Raw genomic sequence first — 15,151 nt, 5'->3', positions numbered from 1 at the left:
GTGGGTGGCAGGATGGGCGCATGCCTGAGATGCCGGAAGTCCAGGGCCTGACCTCGTTCCTCGAGGAGCGAGCGGTGGGGCGCACCATCATCCGCACGAGCGTGGGCGCGATCGCCGCCCTCAAGACCTACGACCCGCCGAACACCGCACTGCACGGCGCGAAGATCACCGGTGTCTCGCGGCGGGGCAAGTTCATCGTGCTCTCGTGCGGCACCGACCTGCATCTCGTGTTCCATCTCGCGAAGGCCGGGTGGCTGCGCTGGTACGAGACGCTGCCCACGACGCCGATCAAGCCGGGCAAGTCGCCGATCGCGGTGCGCGTGGGGCTCGACGACGAGAGCGGTTTCGATCTCACGGAGGCGGGGACCAAGAAGTCCCTCGCTGTATACGTGGTGCGCGACCCCGAGCAGGTGCCCGGCATCGCCCGCCTCGGACCGGATCCTCTGGAGACCGGCTTCACCCGGGAGGTGTTCGGCGGGCTGCTCGACGGTCGCCGGACCCAGATCAAAGGTCTGCTGCGTGACCAGAGCGTGATCGCGGGGATCGGCAACGCGTATTCCGACGAGATCCTGCACGCCGCTCGGATGTCGCCGTATGCGATGGCCGCCACGCTGGGCGACGAGGAGGTCGATCGGCTCTTCACCGCCATGCAGTCCACCCTCACCGAGGCGATCGCCGAGGCGTCGGGCAAGCCGCCGGCCGACCTCAAAGACGCCAAACGGCGCGGGATGCAGGTGCACGCGCGACGAGGCGAGGCCTGTCCCGTCTGCGGCGACACGGTGCGCAGCGTCTTCTTCGCCGACCGTTCGCTCGAGTACTGCCCGACCTGCCAGACCGGCGGCAAGCCGCTCGCGGATCGTCGGCTGTCTCGACTGCTCAAGTAGCACGCCGACGCGGAATGAAATGCACCAGGACGCGCCTTGTACACTCAGAGCAACAACGTGCTCCGGGGTCGGTGAGAATCCGAACCGGCGGTGACAGTCCGCGAGCGTCTCGGTTCTCCGAGATGCCGATCCGGTGGAATTCCGGGACCGACGGTGGTGCGAGGCCCAGCCTCGCTAGTCCGGAAGGGAGGCAGCACGGTGCGCGGCTGCGCGCACGTTCTGTCTGCCTCTCCCCTCGAGGGAATCCCCGGAGCCTCAGAGAGGACGACGGATGGCAGTGAACGAGACGGAACGCCGGGCGATGACCCGAGCGCTCGAGCTCGCGGCGCTCGGCCCCCGCGGTGTGAACCCGCAGGTGGGCGCGGTCATCCTCTCCCCCGACGGCAACGTGCTCGCCGAGGGCTGGCATCACGGTGCGGGCACCCCGCACGCCGAGGTCGACGCGCTCTCGAAGCTCGCACCGGATGCTGCCCGAGGCGCGACCGCGGTGGTCACTCTCGAACCCTGCAACCACACGGGCCGCACGGGGCCGTGCGCTCTCGCCCTCATCGAGGCGGGCGTCGCCCGTGTCGTCTACGCCCTCGACGATCCCGGCGAGGTCTCCGGCGGCGGAGCCGAGCGGCTGCGGGCGGCGGGAGTGAGCGTCGACTCCGGCGAGCAGGCCGAGACCGCGCACGCGATCATCGACGGATGGCTCACGGCGCAGCATCTCGGGCGCCCGCACGTCACCGTGAAGTGGGCGCAGTCGCTCGACGGCCGGGCCGCGGCATCCGACGGCACCAGCCAGTGGATCACCGGCCCCGTCGCCCGCGCCGACGTGCACCGCCGCCGCTCTCTCGCCGACGCGATCGTGGTCGGCACGGGCACCGTGCGCGCCGACGACCCCTCGCTCACGGCACGCGACGGCGAGACGCTGTACGCGCACCAGCCCGTCCCCGTCGTGATCGGCGCGCGCCCCACACCCGACGACGCCGCGATCCGCCGCCATCCGCACCCGCCGATCTTCCACGACACGCACGATCTGTCCGCTGTCCTCGCTGACCTCCACGAGCGCGGGATCCAGAGCGTGTTCGTCGAGGGTGGCCCCACCCTGGCCAGCGCCTTCGTGGCCGCGGGCCTCGCCGACCGCGTGCTCGTCTACCTCGCCCCGGTACTGCTGGGCGGTGATCGGCTCGCCCTCACCGACATCGGCGTCACGTCGATCGGCGGCGCGCACCGGCTGACGATCGACGAGTGGGTGCCGCTGGGCGTCGACCTGCTGGCCGTCGCGCATCCCGAGCTCGACACGGCATCGACGCTCGACACAGCATCCACGCTCGGCACCGAACCGCACACCGATCCGCACACCGATCCGCGCACCGAAGAAGGAGTCGCCTGATGTTCACGGGAATCATCGAGGAGATCGGCGAGATCACGGCGATCGCGCCCGCCGGCGACGGATGGCGCCTGACGGTGCGCGCTCCGCGCGCCGCGTCCGACGCCGTTCATGGCGAGTCCATCGCCGTCTCGGGCGTCTGCCTGACCGTCGTGGGTTCGACGCCCGACACCTTCGACGCCGACGTCATGAAGCAGACACTCGACGTCGCGGCCCTCGGCGGGGCGAGCGTGGGCACCCGGGTCAACATCGAGAAGGCCATGCCGGTGGGCGCTCGCCTGGGCGGACACATCGTGCAGGGGCACGTCGACGGAGTCGGCCTCGTCCTCGAAGTCCGGCCCGGCGAGCAATGGAGCGTTCTGCGCATCGGACTGCCCGACGACCTCGCCCCGCTCGTCGTCGACAAGGGATCGATCTCGATCGACGGCACCTCGCTCACCGTGAGCGCCGTGAGCGCCGCCGACGCGGCAGAGCACTGGCTCGAGGTCTCGCTGATCCCCGAGACCCTCGCCGCCACCACCCTCGGAGTCCGCGCGGTCGGCGACCGCGTGAACCTCGAGACCGACATCCTCGCCCGTCACGTCGAGCGCCTGCTGGCGTTCCGGGCAGCACCGGAAGGAGGCTCACGATGAGCCTTTCCACCATCCCCGAGGCCCTCGAAGCCCTCCGTGCCGGGCGCCCGGTACTCGTCGCGGACGATGAGAACCGCGAGAACGAGGGCGACATCATCCTCTCCGCCGAGCTCGCGACACCCGAGTGGATCGCCTGGACGGTGCGCTGGTCATCGGGATTCATCTGCGCCCCGATGCCGACGGATCTCGCCGACAGCCTGAACCTCCCGCCCATGGTCGCCGCCTCCGAAGATGCCAGGTCGACCGCGTACACCGTCAGCGTCGACGCCGCAGAGGGCGTGACCACGGGAATCAGCGCCCACGATCGCGCGCACACCCTCAACGTGCTCGCGAACCCGGCCTCGACCGCGACGAGCATCATCCGACCTGGGCATGTGCTGCCGCTGCGCGCCGTCGACGGCGGCGTGCGCGAACGCAGCGGACACACCGAGGCCGCGGTCGACCTGATGAAGCTCGCGGGGTTGCGGCCGGTCGGCGCGATCGCCGAGGTCGTCGCCGAGGACGGCAGCATGATGCGTCTACCCGGGCTGCTGGAGCTCGGCGAACGCGACGGCGTGCCCGTCATCACGATCGAGCAGCTGATCGCGCACCTCACCGAGAGCGACCCCACCGGCTGGTCCGCCGAGCGCGCGAGCCGTCGCGTCAGCCTGCGTGCGGATGCCACGGTCCCCACCACGCACGGCACCTTCCGCTTCCTCGCCTACAAGGACAGGGTGACCGGCACCGACCACATCGCCGTGGTCTCCGGGGAGCCGGGCGAGACGGCCCTCGTGCGCGTGCACTCGGAGTGCCTGACGGGTGAGGCCTTCGGCTCGCTGAAATGCGAGTGCGGTCCGCAGCTCGACGCCGCGCTGGACGCGATCGAGAAGGACGGCGGGATCGTCATCTACATGCGCGGTCACGAGGGCCGCGGGATCGGCCTGATCAACAAGCTGCGCGCGTACAGCCTGCAGGAGGAGGGCCTCGACACCGTCGATGCGAACCTCGCGCTCGGCCTCCCCGCCGATGCGCGCGACTACGCGGCGGCGGCCGGCATCCTCACCGATCTCGGCGTCTCGAGGGTGCGCCTGCTGACCAACAACACCGACAAGGTGAACCAGCTGCGCAGCCTCGGTCTCGATGTCGTCGAGCAGGTGCCGCTGATCGTGGGCGTCGGCCCGAACAACCACCAGTATCTGGAGACCAAGCGTGACCGGATGGGTCACATCATCGGTGAGGCGGAGCTCGCAGAGGCTCTCGCCGACGGACGGAAGGACGAGCAATGAGCGGCGCAGGAGCACCCAGGACCGAGAAGATCGACGGAGGCGGACTCAAGGTCGTCATCGTCGCGGGCACATGGCACGACGTGATCACCGACGGGCTGATCGCCGGGGCGCAGCGCGTCCTGGACGAGGCGGATGCGGCATACCGGCTCGTCCGCGTGCCCGGGTCGTTCGAGCTGGCCGTCGCCGCCCAGGCTGCGTTCGCGGGTGGGGCGGATGCCGTCGTCGCCCTCGGAGTGATCATCCGCGGCGGCACCCCGCACTTCGAGTACGTGTCGGCCGCGACAACCGACGGGCTCACCCGGGTGTCGCTCGACGCGGGTAAGCCGGTCGGTTTCGGCGTGCTCACCCTCGACGACGAGAAGCAGGGCCTCGATCGCGCCGGGCTCGAGGGCTCGAAGGAGGACAAGGGCGCAGAGGCCGCGGATGCGGCACTGCGCACGGCCCTCGTGGTGCGCGACCTGCGCGGCTGAGGAACGGAGACTGCGGTCAGCGCGGCGGCGCGGTGCTCTCGCGCACGATGAGCTCGGTGCCCACGAGCGGGGTCTGCGCGCGCGCTTCCCCGTCGAGCTCGGCGAGCAGCGCGTCGACGGCCAGCGCGCCGACCTTCTCGGGGTGCTGCTGCACGGTGGTCAGCGGCGGCCAGAGCTGGGCGGCATCGGGCAGACCGTCGAATCCGACCACGCTGACGTCGCCGGGGATGTCGCGTCCGGCCTCGCGGAACGCCCGGACGACGCCGATCGCCATCTGGTCGTTCGCCGCGAACACGGCGGTGACCCCTTCGTCGTCGCGCAGACGGAGCCCCGCCTGATATCCCGACTCCGCCGACCAGTCGCCCTGCAGCGGTTCGGGTGCCACGACGCCGCGTGACTCGAGCGTCTGCGCCCAGGACTCCCGGCGACGTTCGGCGGAGTAGGACTTCGCAGGCCCCGCCACATGCCAGACGGTCGCATGCCCGAGCTCGAGCAGATGCTCGGTGGCGAGGCGCGCCCCCTGGGCCTGATCGGTGTCGACGAAGGGGTGCGCATCTCCGCGGTTCGAGTCGACCAGCACCACGGGCATCCCGTCGGGGATCTCGACCTCCGCCTCATCGAGCTGGTGGGCCTCGATCACGATGATGATGCCGTCGACAGCGTGCTCCTCCAGCCGGCGGAACGCTCCGGCGACGGTGTCCCTCGCCGTCGACTCGACGGGGATGAGGGTCAGCGCGTAGCCCCGCTGGGATGCGCGCACGGCGATCGCGTCGAGAGTGCGCTGATTGCCGTAGGAGCTGAACGAGAACATGATGACGCCGAGGGCCCGGAACCGCCCCGACCTCAGCGCGCGCGCTGCGCTGTTGGGCCGGTAGCCCAGTCGCTGCATGGCGTCTTCGACGCGCTCCCTCGTCGCCGCGCCCACATACCCGCGCGCGTTCACGACACGTGAGACGGTCTGCCCGGAGACCCCGGCTTCGCGCGCGACATCCTCCATCGACGGATCTCTCCGCCGCTGCGGCGGCTCTGCCGGCTGTCCCGAAGTCACGATCGATCATCCATTCATGTGTTGACGTTGACACACTAGCAGCGCGTCGAATATGTTGACGTTGACACACGGCGCAGTGAGCGCCCGATCCGTAAGAAGGTTCTCGTCGATGACGACACACGACTCCGTCGCCCCGGCGGCTCACGGCACCCGCCGGCGCGACAAGCGCGACTGGAAGGGATGGGCCTTCGTCGGCCCCTTCATGGTCGTCTTCACCCTGGTGTTCCTCACCCCGCTCGCGTACGCGCTCTACCTGAGCTTCTTCCAGGAGAAGCTCATCGGCGGAACCGCCTTCGTCGGGGTCGACAACTACGTGCGCGCACTCACCGACCCCCAGTTCTGGGAGGCCTTCGGCCGTGTCGTGCTGTTCCTCGTGGTGCAGGTGCCGATCATGCTGGTCCTGGCCTTGGCCGCGGCACTCGCCCTCGACAGCGCCCGGCTTCGGGGCGCGGCGTTCTTCCGCATCCTGATCTTCCTGCCCTACGCGGTGCCCGCCGTCGTCGCGGTGCTGATGTGGGGATACATCTACGGCGACCAGTTCGGTCTGACCTCGAACTTCAACGACTTCCTCGGCAGCGACCTCATCACCCCGTTCGCCAGGGAATGGATTCTGGTCTCGATCGGCAACATCGTCACCTGGCAGTTCGTCGGCTACAACATGCTGATCTTCTATTCGTCGCTCAAGACGATCCCGACCGACATGTACGAGGCCGCGTCGCTCGACGGCGCCGGAGCGTGGCGCACGATCTTCTCGATCAAGATCCCGAACGTCCGCGGTGCCCTCGTGATCGCGACGATCTTCTCGGTCATCGGCAGCTTCCAGCTCTTCAACGAGCCCAACATCCTGCGTCCGCTCGCCCCGAACGTGATCACGACGTACTTCACCCCCAACATGTACGCGTACAACCTCTCGTTCGCGGGACAGCAGTTCAATTACGCCGCGACGATCGCCATCATCATGGGCGTCATCACCGCGGTGATCGCCTACGTCGTGCAGTTGCGCGGCTCGAAGTCTGAGGTGCGCTGACATGGCACTCCCCCTCGCCCGCCCTTCGCAGAAGCGCCACGACCTGCTCACCCCGCGCAAGTCCAAGACTCTGCTGATCGTCATGGTCGCCTACGCGCTGTACACGCTCGTGCCGCTCGTGTGGCTGCTGTTCAGCTCGACCAAGACGCAGTCCGGACTGTTCAGCTCGTTCGGCCTGTGGTTCTCCGACGACTTCGCCTTCTTCGACAACCTCGTCGCCACGTTCTCTTACCAGGACGGGATCTTCCTCCGCTGGCTGGGCAACACCCTCCTCTACGTCGTGGTGGGTGCGGGCGGGGCGACCCTGCTCGCGACCATGGCGGGCTACGGACTCGCGAAGTACCGCTTCCCCGGACGGCGCGCCGTCTTCGCCGTCGTCCTCGGTGCCGTCGCGGTGCCCGGCACCGCCCTCGCCGTGCCGACGTTCCTGCTCTTCAGCGAGCTGGGCCTCACGAACACGCCCTGGGCGGTCATCATCCCGTCTCTCATCAGTCCCTTCGGGCTGTACCTGATCTGGGTCTTCGCCTCGGAATCGGTGCCGACCGAACTGCTCGAGGCCGCCCGTATCGACGGCGCCGGCGAGTTCCGCACGTTCTTCACCATCTCGATGCGGCTCCTCGCTCCCGGCATCGTGACTGTGACCCTGTTCACCGTGGTCGCGACCTGGAACAACTACTTCCTGCCCCTGATCATGCTCTCCGACCCCGCCTGGTATCCCCTCACCGTGGGGCTCAACCAGTGGAGCGCGCAGGCCATCGGCGCAGGTTCCCAGCCGATCTACAACCTCGTGATCATGGGCTCGCTGCTCACGATCGTCCCGATCGTCATCGCCTTCCTGCTGCTGCAGCGTTTCTGGCAGTCAGGTCTCACCGCCGGCAGCGTCAAGCAGTAGCTCCCGGCACCCTCTGCACCGAAGACGTCGGTCCGATGAAGGACCGCACCCCCGAAAGGACACAGCAATGAAGCACCTTCCCTCCCCCGCCGCCCGACGCACCCTCACGGTGCTCGCGGCCGGCACCGTCGCGGCGCTCGCGCTGGCGGGATGCAGCGCCGGCGACTCCGGCGGCGGCGCGGCCGGCGACGGCTCGTTCGACTCCGTCGAGGCCGCTCTCGAGAAGGGCGGCGAGATCACGTACTGGTCGTGGACGCCGTCTGCGGAGGCCCAGGTCGAGGCCTTCGAGAAGGAGTACCCGAACGTGAAGGTCAACGTGGTCAACGCGGGCACCAACAAGGACGAGTACACCAAGCTCCAGAACGCGATCAAGGCCGGCTCCGGCGCCCCCGACGTCGTGCAGATCGAGTACTACGCCTTCCCGCAGTTCACTCTCAGCGACGCGTTCGTCGACCTCTCGCAGTACGGCTTCGCCGACTTCGAGGACGACTACACCGCCTCGACATGGAACTCCGTCACCGAGGGCGACGCGATCTACGGCCTGCCGCAGGACTCGGGCCCCATGGCGCTGTTCTACAACAAGGCCGTGTTCGATGCCGCCGGCGTCGCCGTGCCCACCACGTGGGACGAGTACTACGAGGCGGCCAAGACGATCCACGCGGCGAACCCCGACGCGTACATCACCAACGACACCGGCGACGCGGGCTTCGCCACCTCGATGATCTGGCAGGCGGGCGGCGAGCCGTTCGCCACCTCCGGCACTGACGTGACGATCGATCTGCAGGACGACGGATCGAAGAAGTGGACCGAGAACTGGAACCGCCTCGTCGAGGAGGACCTGCTCGCCCCGTACAGCAGCTGGAGCGATGAGTGGTTCCGCGCTCTCGGCGACGGCAGCCTCGCGACCCTCGTGATCGGCGCCTGGATGCCCGGCAACCTCATCACCGGCGCCCCCGACGGAGCCGGCGACTGGCGCGTCGCGCCGATGCCGACCTACGACGGCACCCCGGCGTCCGCCGAGAACGGCGGCGGCGGTCAGGCCGTGACCTCGCAGAGCAAGAACCCCGAGCTCGCTGCGGGCTTCCTGTGGTGGCTGAACAACTCGGAGGACAGCATCTCGACCTTCCTCGAGTCCGGCGGCTTCCCCTCCACCACGGCCGAGCTCTCGAGCGAGGAGTTCCTCGCGGACGCCCCGGAGTACTTCGGCGGTCAGAAGATCAACGAGGTCCTCGCGGCCGCGGCCGATGACGTCGTCGAGGGCTGGAGCTACCTGCCCTACCAGGTCTACGGCAACAGCATCTTCGGAGACACGGTCGGCCAGTCGTACCAGAACGGTACAGACCTGAACGAGGGCCTCACGACCTGGCAGGACGCGCTGGTCGAGTACGGCAACTCGCAGGGCTTCGCCGTCAACAAGTAATCGCACGTCTGGGCCGGACGGGAATCCTCCCGTCCGGCCCACCCATCGAAAGCACCTCATCGTGACCTCCTTCTCCATCGGCGAGACCGATTTCCTCCGCGCCGGCCTCCCCCACCGGGTGATCTCGGGCGCCATCCACTACTTCCGGGTGCACCCCGACCAGTGGCAGGACCGCATCCGCAAGGCACGCCTGATGGGGCTGAACACGATCGAGACCTACGTCGCCTGGAACGCGCACGAGCCGCGGCGGGGCGAGTGGGATGCCACGGGATGGAACGACCTCGGTCGATTCCTCGACCTCATCCAGGCCGAGGGCATGGATGCGATCGTCCGACCCGGCCCCTACATCTGCGCCGAATGGCACAACGGCGGGCTTCCGAACTGGCTCACCGCCGGCGAGCGCGAGCTCCGCTCCTCCGAGCCCTCCTACCTGGCCGATGTGAGCGACTACCTGCGTCGCGTCTACGAGATCGTCGCTCCCCGACAGATCGACCGAGGCGGCTCCGTCGTGCTCGTGCAGATCGAGAACGAATACGGCGCCTACGGCTCCGACAAGGACTACCTCGAGGCGCTCGTCGCGCTGACCCGCGAGGCGGGCATCACCGTCCCGCTCACCACGGTCGACCAGCCCACCGATCAGATGCTCGCCGACGGCAGCCTGCCCGAGCTGCACAAGACCGGCTCGTTCGGTTCGCGCAGCGCCGAGCGCCTCGCCACACTGCGCACGCACCAGCCCACCGGTCCCCTGATGTGCTCCGAGTTCTGGGACGGCTGGTTCGACTGGTGGGGCGGCGTGCACCACACCACCGATGTGGAGGCTGCGGCCTCCGACCTCGACGAGCTCCTCGCCGCCGGCGCGTCGGTGAACATCTACATGTTCCACGGCGGCACGAACTTCGGCCTCACCAACGGCGCCAACCACAAGGGCCGCTACCTGCCGATCGTCACCTCGTACGACTACGACGCCCCTCTCGACGAGGCCGGGAATCCGACGGCGAAGTTCTTCGCCTTCCGCGACGTGATCGCCAGATACGCCCCCGTCCCCGACGAGCGACCGCCCGCCGTGACGACCTCGCCGGCGTTCTCCGTGCCGCTCGCGCCTGCGGGCGCGTGGACGGATGCCGCGGTCGACGCGTCCGTGAGCACCGATTCACCGGCGACCTTCGACGAGCTCGAGCACCTGAGCGCTCTCGTCCGCTACGACGTCGAGCTGCCGGGAGGCCGCGGAGGGCTTCTCGTCACTGACGAGGTGCGCGACCTCGGCTGGGTGAGCGTCGACGGCCAGGCCGTCGGGACGCTCTCGCGCGCCCGCCACGACCGCGCTCTGAGGGTCCCCGCGGGCCGCACGCTCAGCATCCTCGTCGAAGAGCAGGGTCGCGTGAACTACGACCACCGGCTCGGCGAGCAGAAGGGCCTCATCGGCGTCCCCACCATCGACGGCGCACCCCTGACCGGGTGGCGCTCGACACCGCTCGATGTCGCAGAGATCGCCGCGGAGATCGCCGCCCGCGGCGGAGAGCCGTCGGGCGCGCCGTTCGCCGGACCGTCCGCGTGGGTCGCGGACGTCGACCTCGATGCCCCCGCAGACCTCTTCCTCGACACCGCGTCGTGGAGCAAGGGGTACGCGTTCGTCAACGGGTTCTTCCTCGGCCGCTACTGGCGCAACGGTCCGCAGCGCACGCTCTTCGTGCCGGCGCCCGCGACCGTCGCCGGAGCGAACAGGCTCGTCGTCCTCGAACTCGAGCACCTGCTCGCTCCGACCGCGGACTTCGTCTCGGAACTCGCTCTCGGCGACACCGAGGAATAGGGCGCGGCGACGAGAAATTGAGGGCCATGCGGCTCCCGGCAGACGCGACCGACGCTCACTCGATCGGCACCAGCGTGGCGTCGATCCGTCGGGCGTCGATCGCGACCGTCATCATCGTGCAGACGGGCTGGCGGCGGCGATCCGTCGGCGACCCCGGGTTCAGCAGACGCATGCCCGATGGCGCCACCGTGTCCCACGGGATGTGCGAGTGCCCGAACACGAGCAGATCCGTGCCGGGGAAGGCGGCGTCCATGCGCTCCTCTCGCCGCTGCTTCTGCCCGGTCTCGTGCACCACGGCCATCTCGACGCCCTCGACCGTCAGCCGGGCGATCTCGGGCAGCCGCTCGCGCAGCGCCGGGCCGTCGTTGTTGCCGTGGACGCCCACGAGCCGCCGTGCTCGTGACTCGAGCAGATCCAGGGTCGCGACGTCGATCCAGTCGCCCGCGTGCACGACGATGTCGGCCTCCTCGACCGCCGACAGCACCGCGGCGGGCAGTCTCTTGGCGCGGGCGGGCACATGCGTGTCGGCGATCAGCAGCAGTCTCGTCGTCACGATCTTCTCGCCTCCCGTGGGCGTCGGCATCCGCATTCGACTCTACGCACGCGCTGCGACGGGATGTCATACGCACCCAGCAAACGTTCAGGAAGGCGTAGGATCTCTCGGTGCCCCGGTATACCAGGGCACTCGGATCTAAGGAGCAGCATGAGTACGACCACAGCGCCGGCGAATCCGCGTTCGCGCGTCATCACGGCGAGCCTCGTCGGCACCACGATCGAGTTCTACGACTTCTACGCGTATGCGACGGCGGCGGTGCTCGTCTTCCCGGTGCTCTTCTTCCCCACCGGAAACGACACGACCTCGCTGCTCTCGTCGTTCGCCGTCTTCGGCGCCGCGATGATCGCCCGCCCGATCGGTGCCGTGATCTTCGGACACTTCGGCGACAAGTTCGGCCGCAAGGCGACGCTCGTCGCCTCCCTGCTCACGATGGGCATCGCGACGTTCGTCATCGGCCTGCTGCCCACATTCCAGCAGATCGGCTGGTGGGCGGCACTGCTGCTGCTGCTCCTGCGCCTCGCGCAGGGCTTCGCCCTCGGCGGCGAGTGGTCGGGCGCCGCGCTGGTCGCCACCGAGAACGCCCCCAAGGGCAAGCGCGCCTGGTACGGGACGTTCCCCCAGCTGGGAGCACCGCTCGGCTTCATCATCGCGAACCTGCTCTTCCTCACGATCAACTGGCTGCTGCCGCACTCCGAGAACCCCGCCCTCAAGTCCGAGGCGTTCCTGTCGTGGGGCTGGCGCATCCCGTTCCTGTTCTCCGCCGTGATGGTCATCATCGGACTGTGGGTGCGACTGAAGCTCGTCGAGTCCGAGACCTTCACGAAGGCCGAGAAGAAGGGCGCGATCCGCAAGCTGCCACTCGCCACCGTCTTCCGTCACCACTGGCGGCAGCTCATCCTCGGCACGTTCATCATGCTGGCGACCTACGTGCTGTTCTACCTGATGACGAACTTCACCCTCGCCTACGGCACCAAGCCCGCCTCGCTCGAGACCGCGTCGGCCGCAGCACAGGCTGCCGCCGAGGCGACGGGCAAGGACTTCGACGCCGCCGCCTTCGCGTCTCAGTTCTACCCGGGCCTCGGATTCGGCTACACCGACTTCGTGCTCATGCAGATCATCGGCGTGGTGTTCTTCGGTGTCTTCACGCTGCTCTCCGGTCCCATCGCCGACAAGATCGGGCGCCGCAGGCTGCTGATGTGGGTCACCGGACTCATCATCGTGTTCGGTCTCACCTTCAACGCCTTCCTGCTGCCCGCGATCGACCCCAAGTTCACGGGAGCGCTCGCCCAGGCGTTCCTCGTGTTCGGCTTCATGTTGATGGGAGCGACCTTCGGTCCGATGGGCGCGCTGCTGCCCGAGCTCTTCCCGACGAACGTGCGCTACACCGGCTCCGCGATCTCGTACAACGTGTCGTCGATCCTCGGCGCCGCGCTCGCTCCCATCGTCGCGCTGTGGCTGTGGGAGCTCGGTGACGGCGCGCCCTGGCTCGTCGGCCTCTACCTGTCGGCGATGGGCGTGCTCACCTTCATCGCACTGTTCCTCTCGAAGGAGACCAAGGACAACGACTACGACGAGGACCTCGGCGTCACCGCCGCCAGGCGCTGACACGTCGGATCGGATGCGAAAGGGCGGCACCTCCTCGGAGGTGCCGCCCTTTCACGTCGCAGTGGGGACGGCCGCGCAGTGCGCTCTCACGAGACCGGCCCTCGGCTGCGACACGGTATGGGCAGAGGCACACGGAAGCGCGTCATCGACGGATCTCAGCCGCGGCGCACCGGCTGCTGCAGCTCCGTCACCCAGTCTGATTGGTCCTCCGTGACGGCCCGGACATAGAGTTCCCGGCACGGCCCTGCGTGGACCAGCCCTCGAGCGAAGATCTCGGCGTGAATCGCCTGCCAGCTTTCGGCGATGCGGTCCATGGAACCGAGGTGGATGCCGCAGACGGCTGCGTCTACAGCGGGCAGGTCGACGACCTCGAAACCGCCGCGGACGGGTCCGCCGTAGGCATAGCCGGCGACGATCTGCAGACCGTCCTCCACCGTCTCGTACTGGGCGATCGGCGTGGAGAGCGAGCCGCACTCCTCGCCGATGATCTCCGCAACGGCATCGAACGCAGGCCCCAGCACTCGCGCGACCTCGGGTTGATCCGCGACGATGACGCAGCGCGCGGCCAGCCGGACAGCGGGCAGAGGCTTCTCGACGATCTCTATCCGGGACATGTGATTCTCCTTCTCGATGAGGTGGAGCCGCCGTTCCACGTCGACGAGTCGGTCCGCAGCGATCCGGTGTTCCTCCTCCACCTCAGCGCGTCGGATGCGCAGCAGAGCGGCGATGCGATTCGCATCGACTCCGCGGTCGAGAATCGACGAGATGTCGTCGAGACCGAAGCCGAGTTGGCGCAGTGCGACGATCCGATGCAGGCGTTCGAGTTGCGAGGGATCATAGGAGCGGTAGCCGCTGTACTCGTCCACGTGAGCTGGGATGAGCAGACCGGCGGTGTCCCAATGCCGCAGCATCCGATGGGTCACCTGGCCGATCTGCGCGAAGGCTCCGATGGATAACATGTCTCCGTTCTCTCGCCTTCCACAGTGTGAGAGTCAAGTATCGCCGTTAGATCCCCTGACGTATGCCCCGTTCCAGCCGGCGGCTCAGTACGAGGCCGTGACCGTTTGAGCGGCGCCGTCGAGGACCATCGCGCCGCCGTACGGCACGATCCACTGCGGCCGCGTGTGACCGAACGGCATACCCACGCAGACCAAGGCATCCGGGTTGTATCGCGCCACCGTCTCGATCACGACATCGCGCTGCGCCGCACGAAGGGAGCCTGCCTCCTCCGCTGACGGCCGGAAGTCGAAGTCGCTCACCGGCGGTCGCGCCACCACCACCCCGGCGACAGCGCCGAGGATGCCCCGCTCGCCCAGCCCGCGCAGCCACCGCGCCACCCAGCTCGCCGCCGGGCGCTCCTCGCTCGTCTCGAGCAGCAGGATCCCGCCGCGCAGGTCGTACGAGGTCGGCAGCCGGTCGGCGAGCGCGAGCTGATCGATCACTTCGAGGCATCCGCCCCAGGTGCGGCCTTCGACGCGGACGGCAGGACCCGACCAGGTCCACTCCTCGGTCGCGACCCGATCGCCGTATTCGGTGAGCGCGCGCGGGTCCGTCCAGCGCCGGCCGACATCCTCCGATTCCCCGGGTTCGGTGATCGCGATGTCGCCGCCGTCGAGCAGCGCCGCGCGCAGCGACCGCAGATGCACGTCGTCGACCGCGGGCCCGGGGCCGAGGTGCACGGCGGTGGATCCGCCGTAGTACCCGCGGATACCCAGCCCCCAGAGCCAGTTGAGGATGTTCGTGTTGTCGCTGTAGCCGAGGAAGGGCTTGGGATCTGCCTGCGCGAGCGCAGCGTCGAGGTGGGGCACGACGAGGATCTGATCGTCGCCGCCGATGGTGGCGAGAATGGCGCGGATGCGCGGGTCCGCGAAGGCCGCGTTCACGTCGGCGGCCCGCGCCTCGGGGGTCGCATCGAGCTCACGCGTGGTCGGATACTCGACGGGGATCAGACCGGTGAGGTCCCGCAGTCGGCGCATCGCCTGCTCGTGGATCTGCGGCGCGACGGCCGGAGCGGCGAAGGCCGGTGAGAGGATGGCGACATGGTCGCCGGGGACGGGTCTCGGTGCAGCCAGCATCGCCCCAGTCTCGCATCACGAGACGCGCACAGCCCATCCACAGAATCGGCCGCGGCACGAAGTACGGTCGAACTACTCCCCCAGCAGATCGAGGT

General features: G+C 68.7%; 14 protein-coding genes and 1 riboswitch. Of the genes, 10 read left to right on the top strand and 4 right to left on the bottom strand.

Annotation, left to right across the window (positions count from 1 at the left end; genetic code table 11):
- The first annotated feature begins 20 nt into the window (after positions 1-20).
- The 5 genes from ASD43_RS08205 to ribH all read left to right on the top strand — a co-directional run bounded on the left by ASD43_RS08205 (position 21) and on the right by ribH (position 4,626).
- Positions 21-884, top strand: a complete 864-nt coding sequence (locus ASD43_RS08205) for an Fpg/Nei family DNA glycosylase (RefSeq protein ID WP_056415916.1) — start codon at positions 21-23, stop codon at positions 882-884.
- Positions 885-938: 54 nt separating this feature from the next.
- A riboswitch (FMN riboswitch) is annotated at positions 939-1,084 on the top strand.
- 71 nt (positions 1,085-1,155) lie between these two features.
- Positions 1,156-2,262 (top strand): bifunctional diaminohydroxyphosphoribosylaminopyrimidine deaminase/5-amino-6-(5-phosphoribosylamino)uracil reductase RibD, encoded by a 1,107-nt coding sequence (gene ribD / locus ASD43_RS08200; protein ID WP_082539321.1) that lies wholly within the window; start codon positions 1,156-1,158, stop codon positions 2,260-2,262.
- Entirely contained in the window at positions 2,262-2,891 is a 630-nt protein-coding gene (locus tag ASD43_RS08195; RefSeq protein ID WP_056415913.1) for a riboflavin synthase, read from the top strand. Before ribD ends, ASD43_RS08195 begins: the two co-directional genes overlap by 1 nt.
- Positions 2,888-4,156 carry a bifunctional 3,4-dihydroxy-2-butanone-4-phosphate synthase/GTP cyclohydrolase II gene (locus ASD43_RS08190; RefSeq protein WP_056415910.1) on the top strand — a complete coding sequence of 423 codons (1,269 nt, stop codon included), beginning with the start codon at positions 2,888-2,890 and terminating at the stop codon, positions 4,154-4,156. The genes ASD43_RS08195 and ASD43_RS08190 overlap by 4 nt, the downstream gene beginning before the upstream one ends.
- Complete coding sequence (ribH, locus tag ASD43_RS08185; protein WP_056415908.1) at positions 4,153-4,626, top strand: 6,7-dimethyl-8-ribityllumazine synthase; 474 nt, start codon at positions 4,153-4,155, stop codon at positions 4,624-4,626. The genes ASD43_RS08190 and ribH overlap by 4 nt, the downstream gene beginning before the upstream one ends.
- Before the next feature lie 16 nt (positions 4,627-4,642).
- Here ribH and ASD43_RS08180 read toward each other — a convergent pair whose 3' ends face one another.
- Entirely contained in the window at positions 4,643-5,623 is a 981-nt protein-coding gene (locus ASD43_RS08180) for a LacI family DNA-binding transcriptional regulator (RefSeq protein ID WP_082539320.1), read from the bottom strand.
- A 160-nt stretch (positions 5,624-5,783) separates the two neighbouring features.
- Between ASD43_RS08180 and ASD43_RS08175 the strand changes: the two genes are divergently transcribed.
- From ASD43_RS08175 to ASD43_RS08160, 4 genes are all read left to right on the top strand, one after another.
- Positions 5,784-6,701: a carbohydrate ABC transporter permease gene (locus tag ASD43_RS08175; RefSeq protein WP_056415902.1), complete on the top strand. Its 918-nt coding sequence runs from the start codon at positions 5,784-5,786 to the stop codon at positions 6,699-6,701.
- A gap of 1 nt (position 6,702) precedes the next feature.
- Entirely contained in the window at positions 6,703-7,593 is an 891-nt protein-coding gene (locus tag ASD43_RS08170; RefSeq protein ID WP_056415899.1) for a carbohydrate ABC transporter permease, read from the top strand.
- Positions 7,594-7,660: 67 nt separating this feature from the next.
- Entirely contained in the window at positions 7,661-9,013 is a 1,353-nt protein-coding gene (locus ASD43_RS08165) for an ABC transporter substrate-binding protein (protein WP_056415896.1), read from the top strand.
- A gap of 61 nt (positions 9,014-9,074) precedes the next feature.
- Entirely contained in the window at positions 9,075-10,820 is a 1,746-nt protein-coding gene (locus ASD43_RS08160; protein ID WP_056415892.1) for a glycoside hydrolase family 35 protein, read from the top strand.
- A gap of 55 nt (positions 10,821-10,875) precedes the next feature.
- Here ASD43_RS08160 and ASD43_RS08155 read toward each other — a convergent pair whose 3' ends face one another.
- Positions 10,876-11,373, bottom strand: a complete 498-nt coding sequence (locus ASD43_RS08155; protein ID WP_056419352.1) for a metallophosphoesterase family protein — start codon at positions 11,371-11,373, stop codon at positions 10,876-10,878.
- Between the two features lie 150 nt (positions 11,374-11,523).
- Here ASD43_RS08155 and ASD43_RS08150 point away from each other — a divergent pair, with 150 nt between their 5' ends.
- The gene (locus ASD43_RS08150) at positions 11,524-12,981 is read left to right on the top strand and encodes an MFS transporter (protein ID WP_056415889.1); all 1,458 of its coding nucleotides are present in this window, start codon (positions 11,524-11,526) and stop codon (positions 12,979-12,981) included.
- A gap of 155 nt (positions 12,982-13,136) precedes the next feature.
- Here ASD43_RS08150 and ASD43_RS08145 read toward each other — a convergent pair whose 3' ends face one another.
- Complete coding sequence (locus tag ASD43_RS08145) at positions 13,137-13,940, bottom strand: MerR family transcriptional regulator (RefSeq protein ID WP_056415885.1); 804 nt, start codon at positions 13,938-13,940, stop codon at positions 13,137-13,139.
- A gap of 84 nt (positions 13,941-14,024) precedes the next feature.
- Positions 14,025-15,056 (bottom strand): S66 family peptidase, encoded by a 1,032-nt coding sequence (locus ASD43_RS08140; RefSeq protein WP_056415883.1) that lies wholly within the window; start codon positions 15,054-15,056, stop codon positions 14,025-14,027.
- Positions 15,057-15,151 lie beyond the last annotated feature (95 nt).

This window comes from Microbacterium sp. Root553 (genome assembly GCF_001426995.1).
GTDB lineage: Bacteria > Actinomycetota > Actinomycetes > Actinomycetales > Microbacteriaceae > Microbacterium.
The sequence above is the reverse complement of the archived record's forward strand: the minus strand, read 5'-3'. Positions and strand labels throughout refer to the sequence as shown.

What these genes read in the sequence shown, in the direction of transcription:
- ASD43_RS08205 (WP_056415916.1), top strand. Translation starts at nt 21, where the DNA reads ATGCCTGAGATGCCGGAAGTCCAGGGCCTGACCTCGTTCCTCGAGGAG.
- ribD (WP_082539321.1), top strand. Translation starts at nt 1,156, where the DNA reads ATGGCAGTGAACGAGACGGAACGCCGGGCGATGACCCGAGCGCTCGAG.
- ASD43_RS08195 (WP_056415913.1), top strand. Translation starts at nt 2,262, where the DNA reads ATGTTCACGGGAATCATCGAGGAGATCGGCGAGATCACGGCGATCGCG.
- ASD43_RS08190 (WP_056415910.1), top strand. Translation starts at nt 2,888, where the DNA reads ATGAGCCTTTCCACCATCCCCGAGGCCCTCGAAGCCCTCCGTGCCGGG.
- ribH (WP_056415908.1), top strand. Translation starts at nt 4,153, where the DNA reads ATGAGCGGCGCAGGAGCACCCAGGACCGAGAAGATCGACGGAGGCGGA.
- ASD43_RS08180 (WP_082539320.1), bottom strand. Translation starts at nt 5,623, where the DNA reads ATGGAGGATGTCGCGCGCGAAGCCGGGGTCTCCGGGCAGACCGTCTCA.
- ASD43_RS08175 (WP_056415902.1), top strand. Translation starts at nt 5,784, where the DNA reads ATGACGACACACGACTCCGTCGCCCCGGCGGCTCACGGCACCCGCCGG.
- ASD43_RS08170 (WP_056415899.1), top strand. Translation starts at nt 6,703, where the DNA reads ATGGCACTCCCCCTCGCCCGCCCTTCGCAGAAGCGCCACGACCTGCTC.
- ASD43_RS08165 (WP_056415896.1), top strand. Translation starts at nt 7,661, where the DNA reads ATGAAGCACCTTCCCTCCCCCGCCGCCCGACGCACCCTCACGGTGCTC.
- ASD43_RS08150 (WP_056415889.1), top strand. Translation starts at nt 11,524, where the DNA reads ATGAGTACGACCACAGCGCCGGCGAATCCGCGTTCGCGCGTCATCACG.
- ASD43_RS08145 (WP_056415885.1), bottom strand. Translation starts at nt 13,940, where the DNA reads ATGTTATCCATCGGAGCCTTCGCGCAGATCGGCCAGGTGACCCATCGG.
- ASD43_RS08140 (WP_056415883.1), bottom strand. Translation starts at nt 15,056, where the DNA reads ATGCTGGCTGCACCGAGACCCGTCCCCGGCGACCATGTCGCCATCCTC.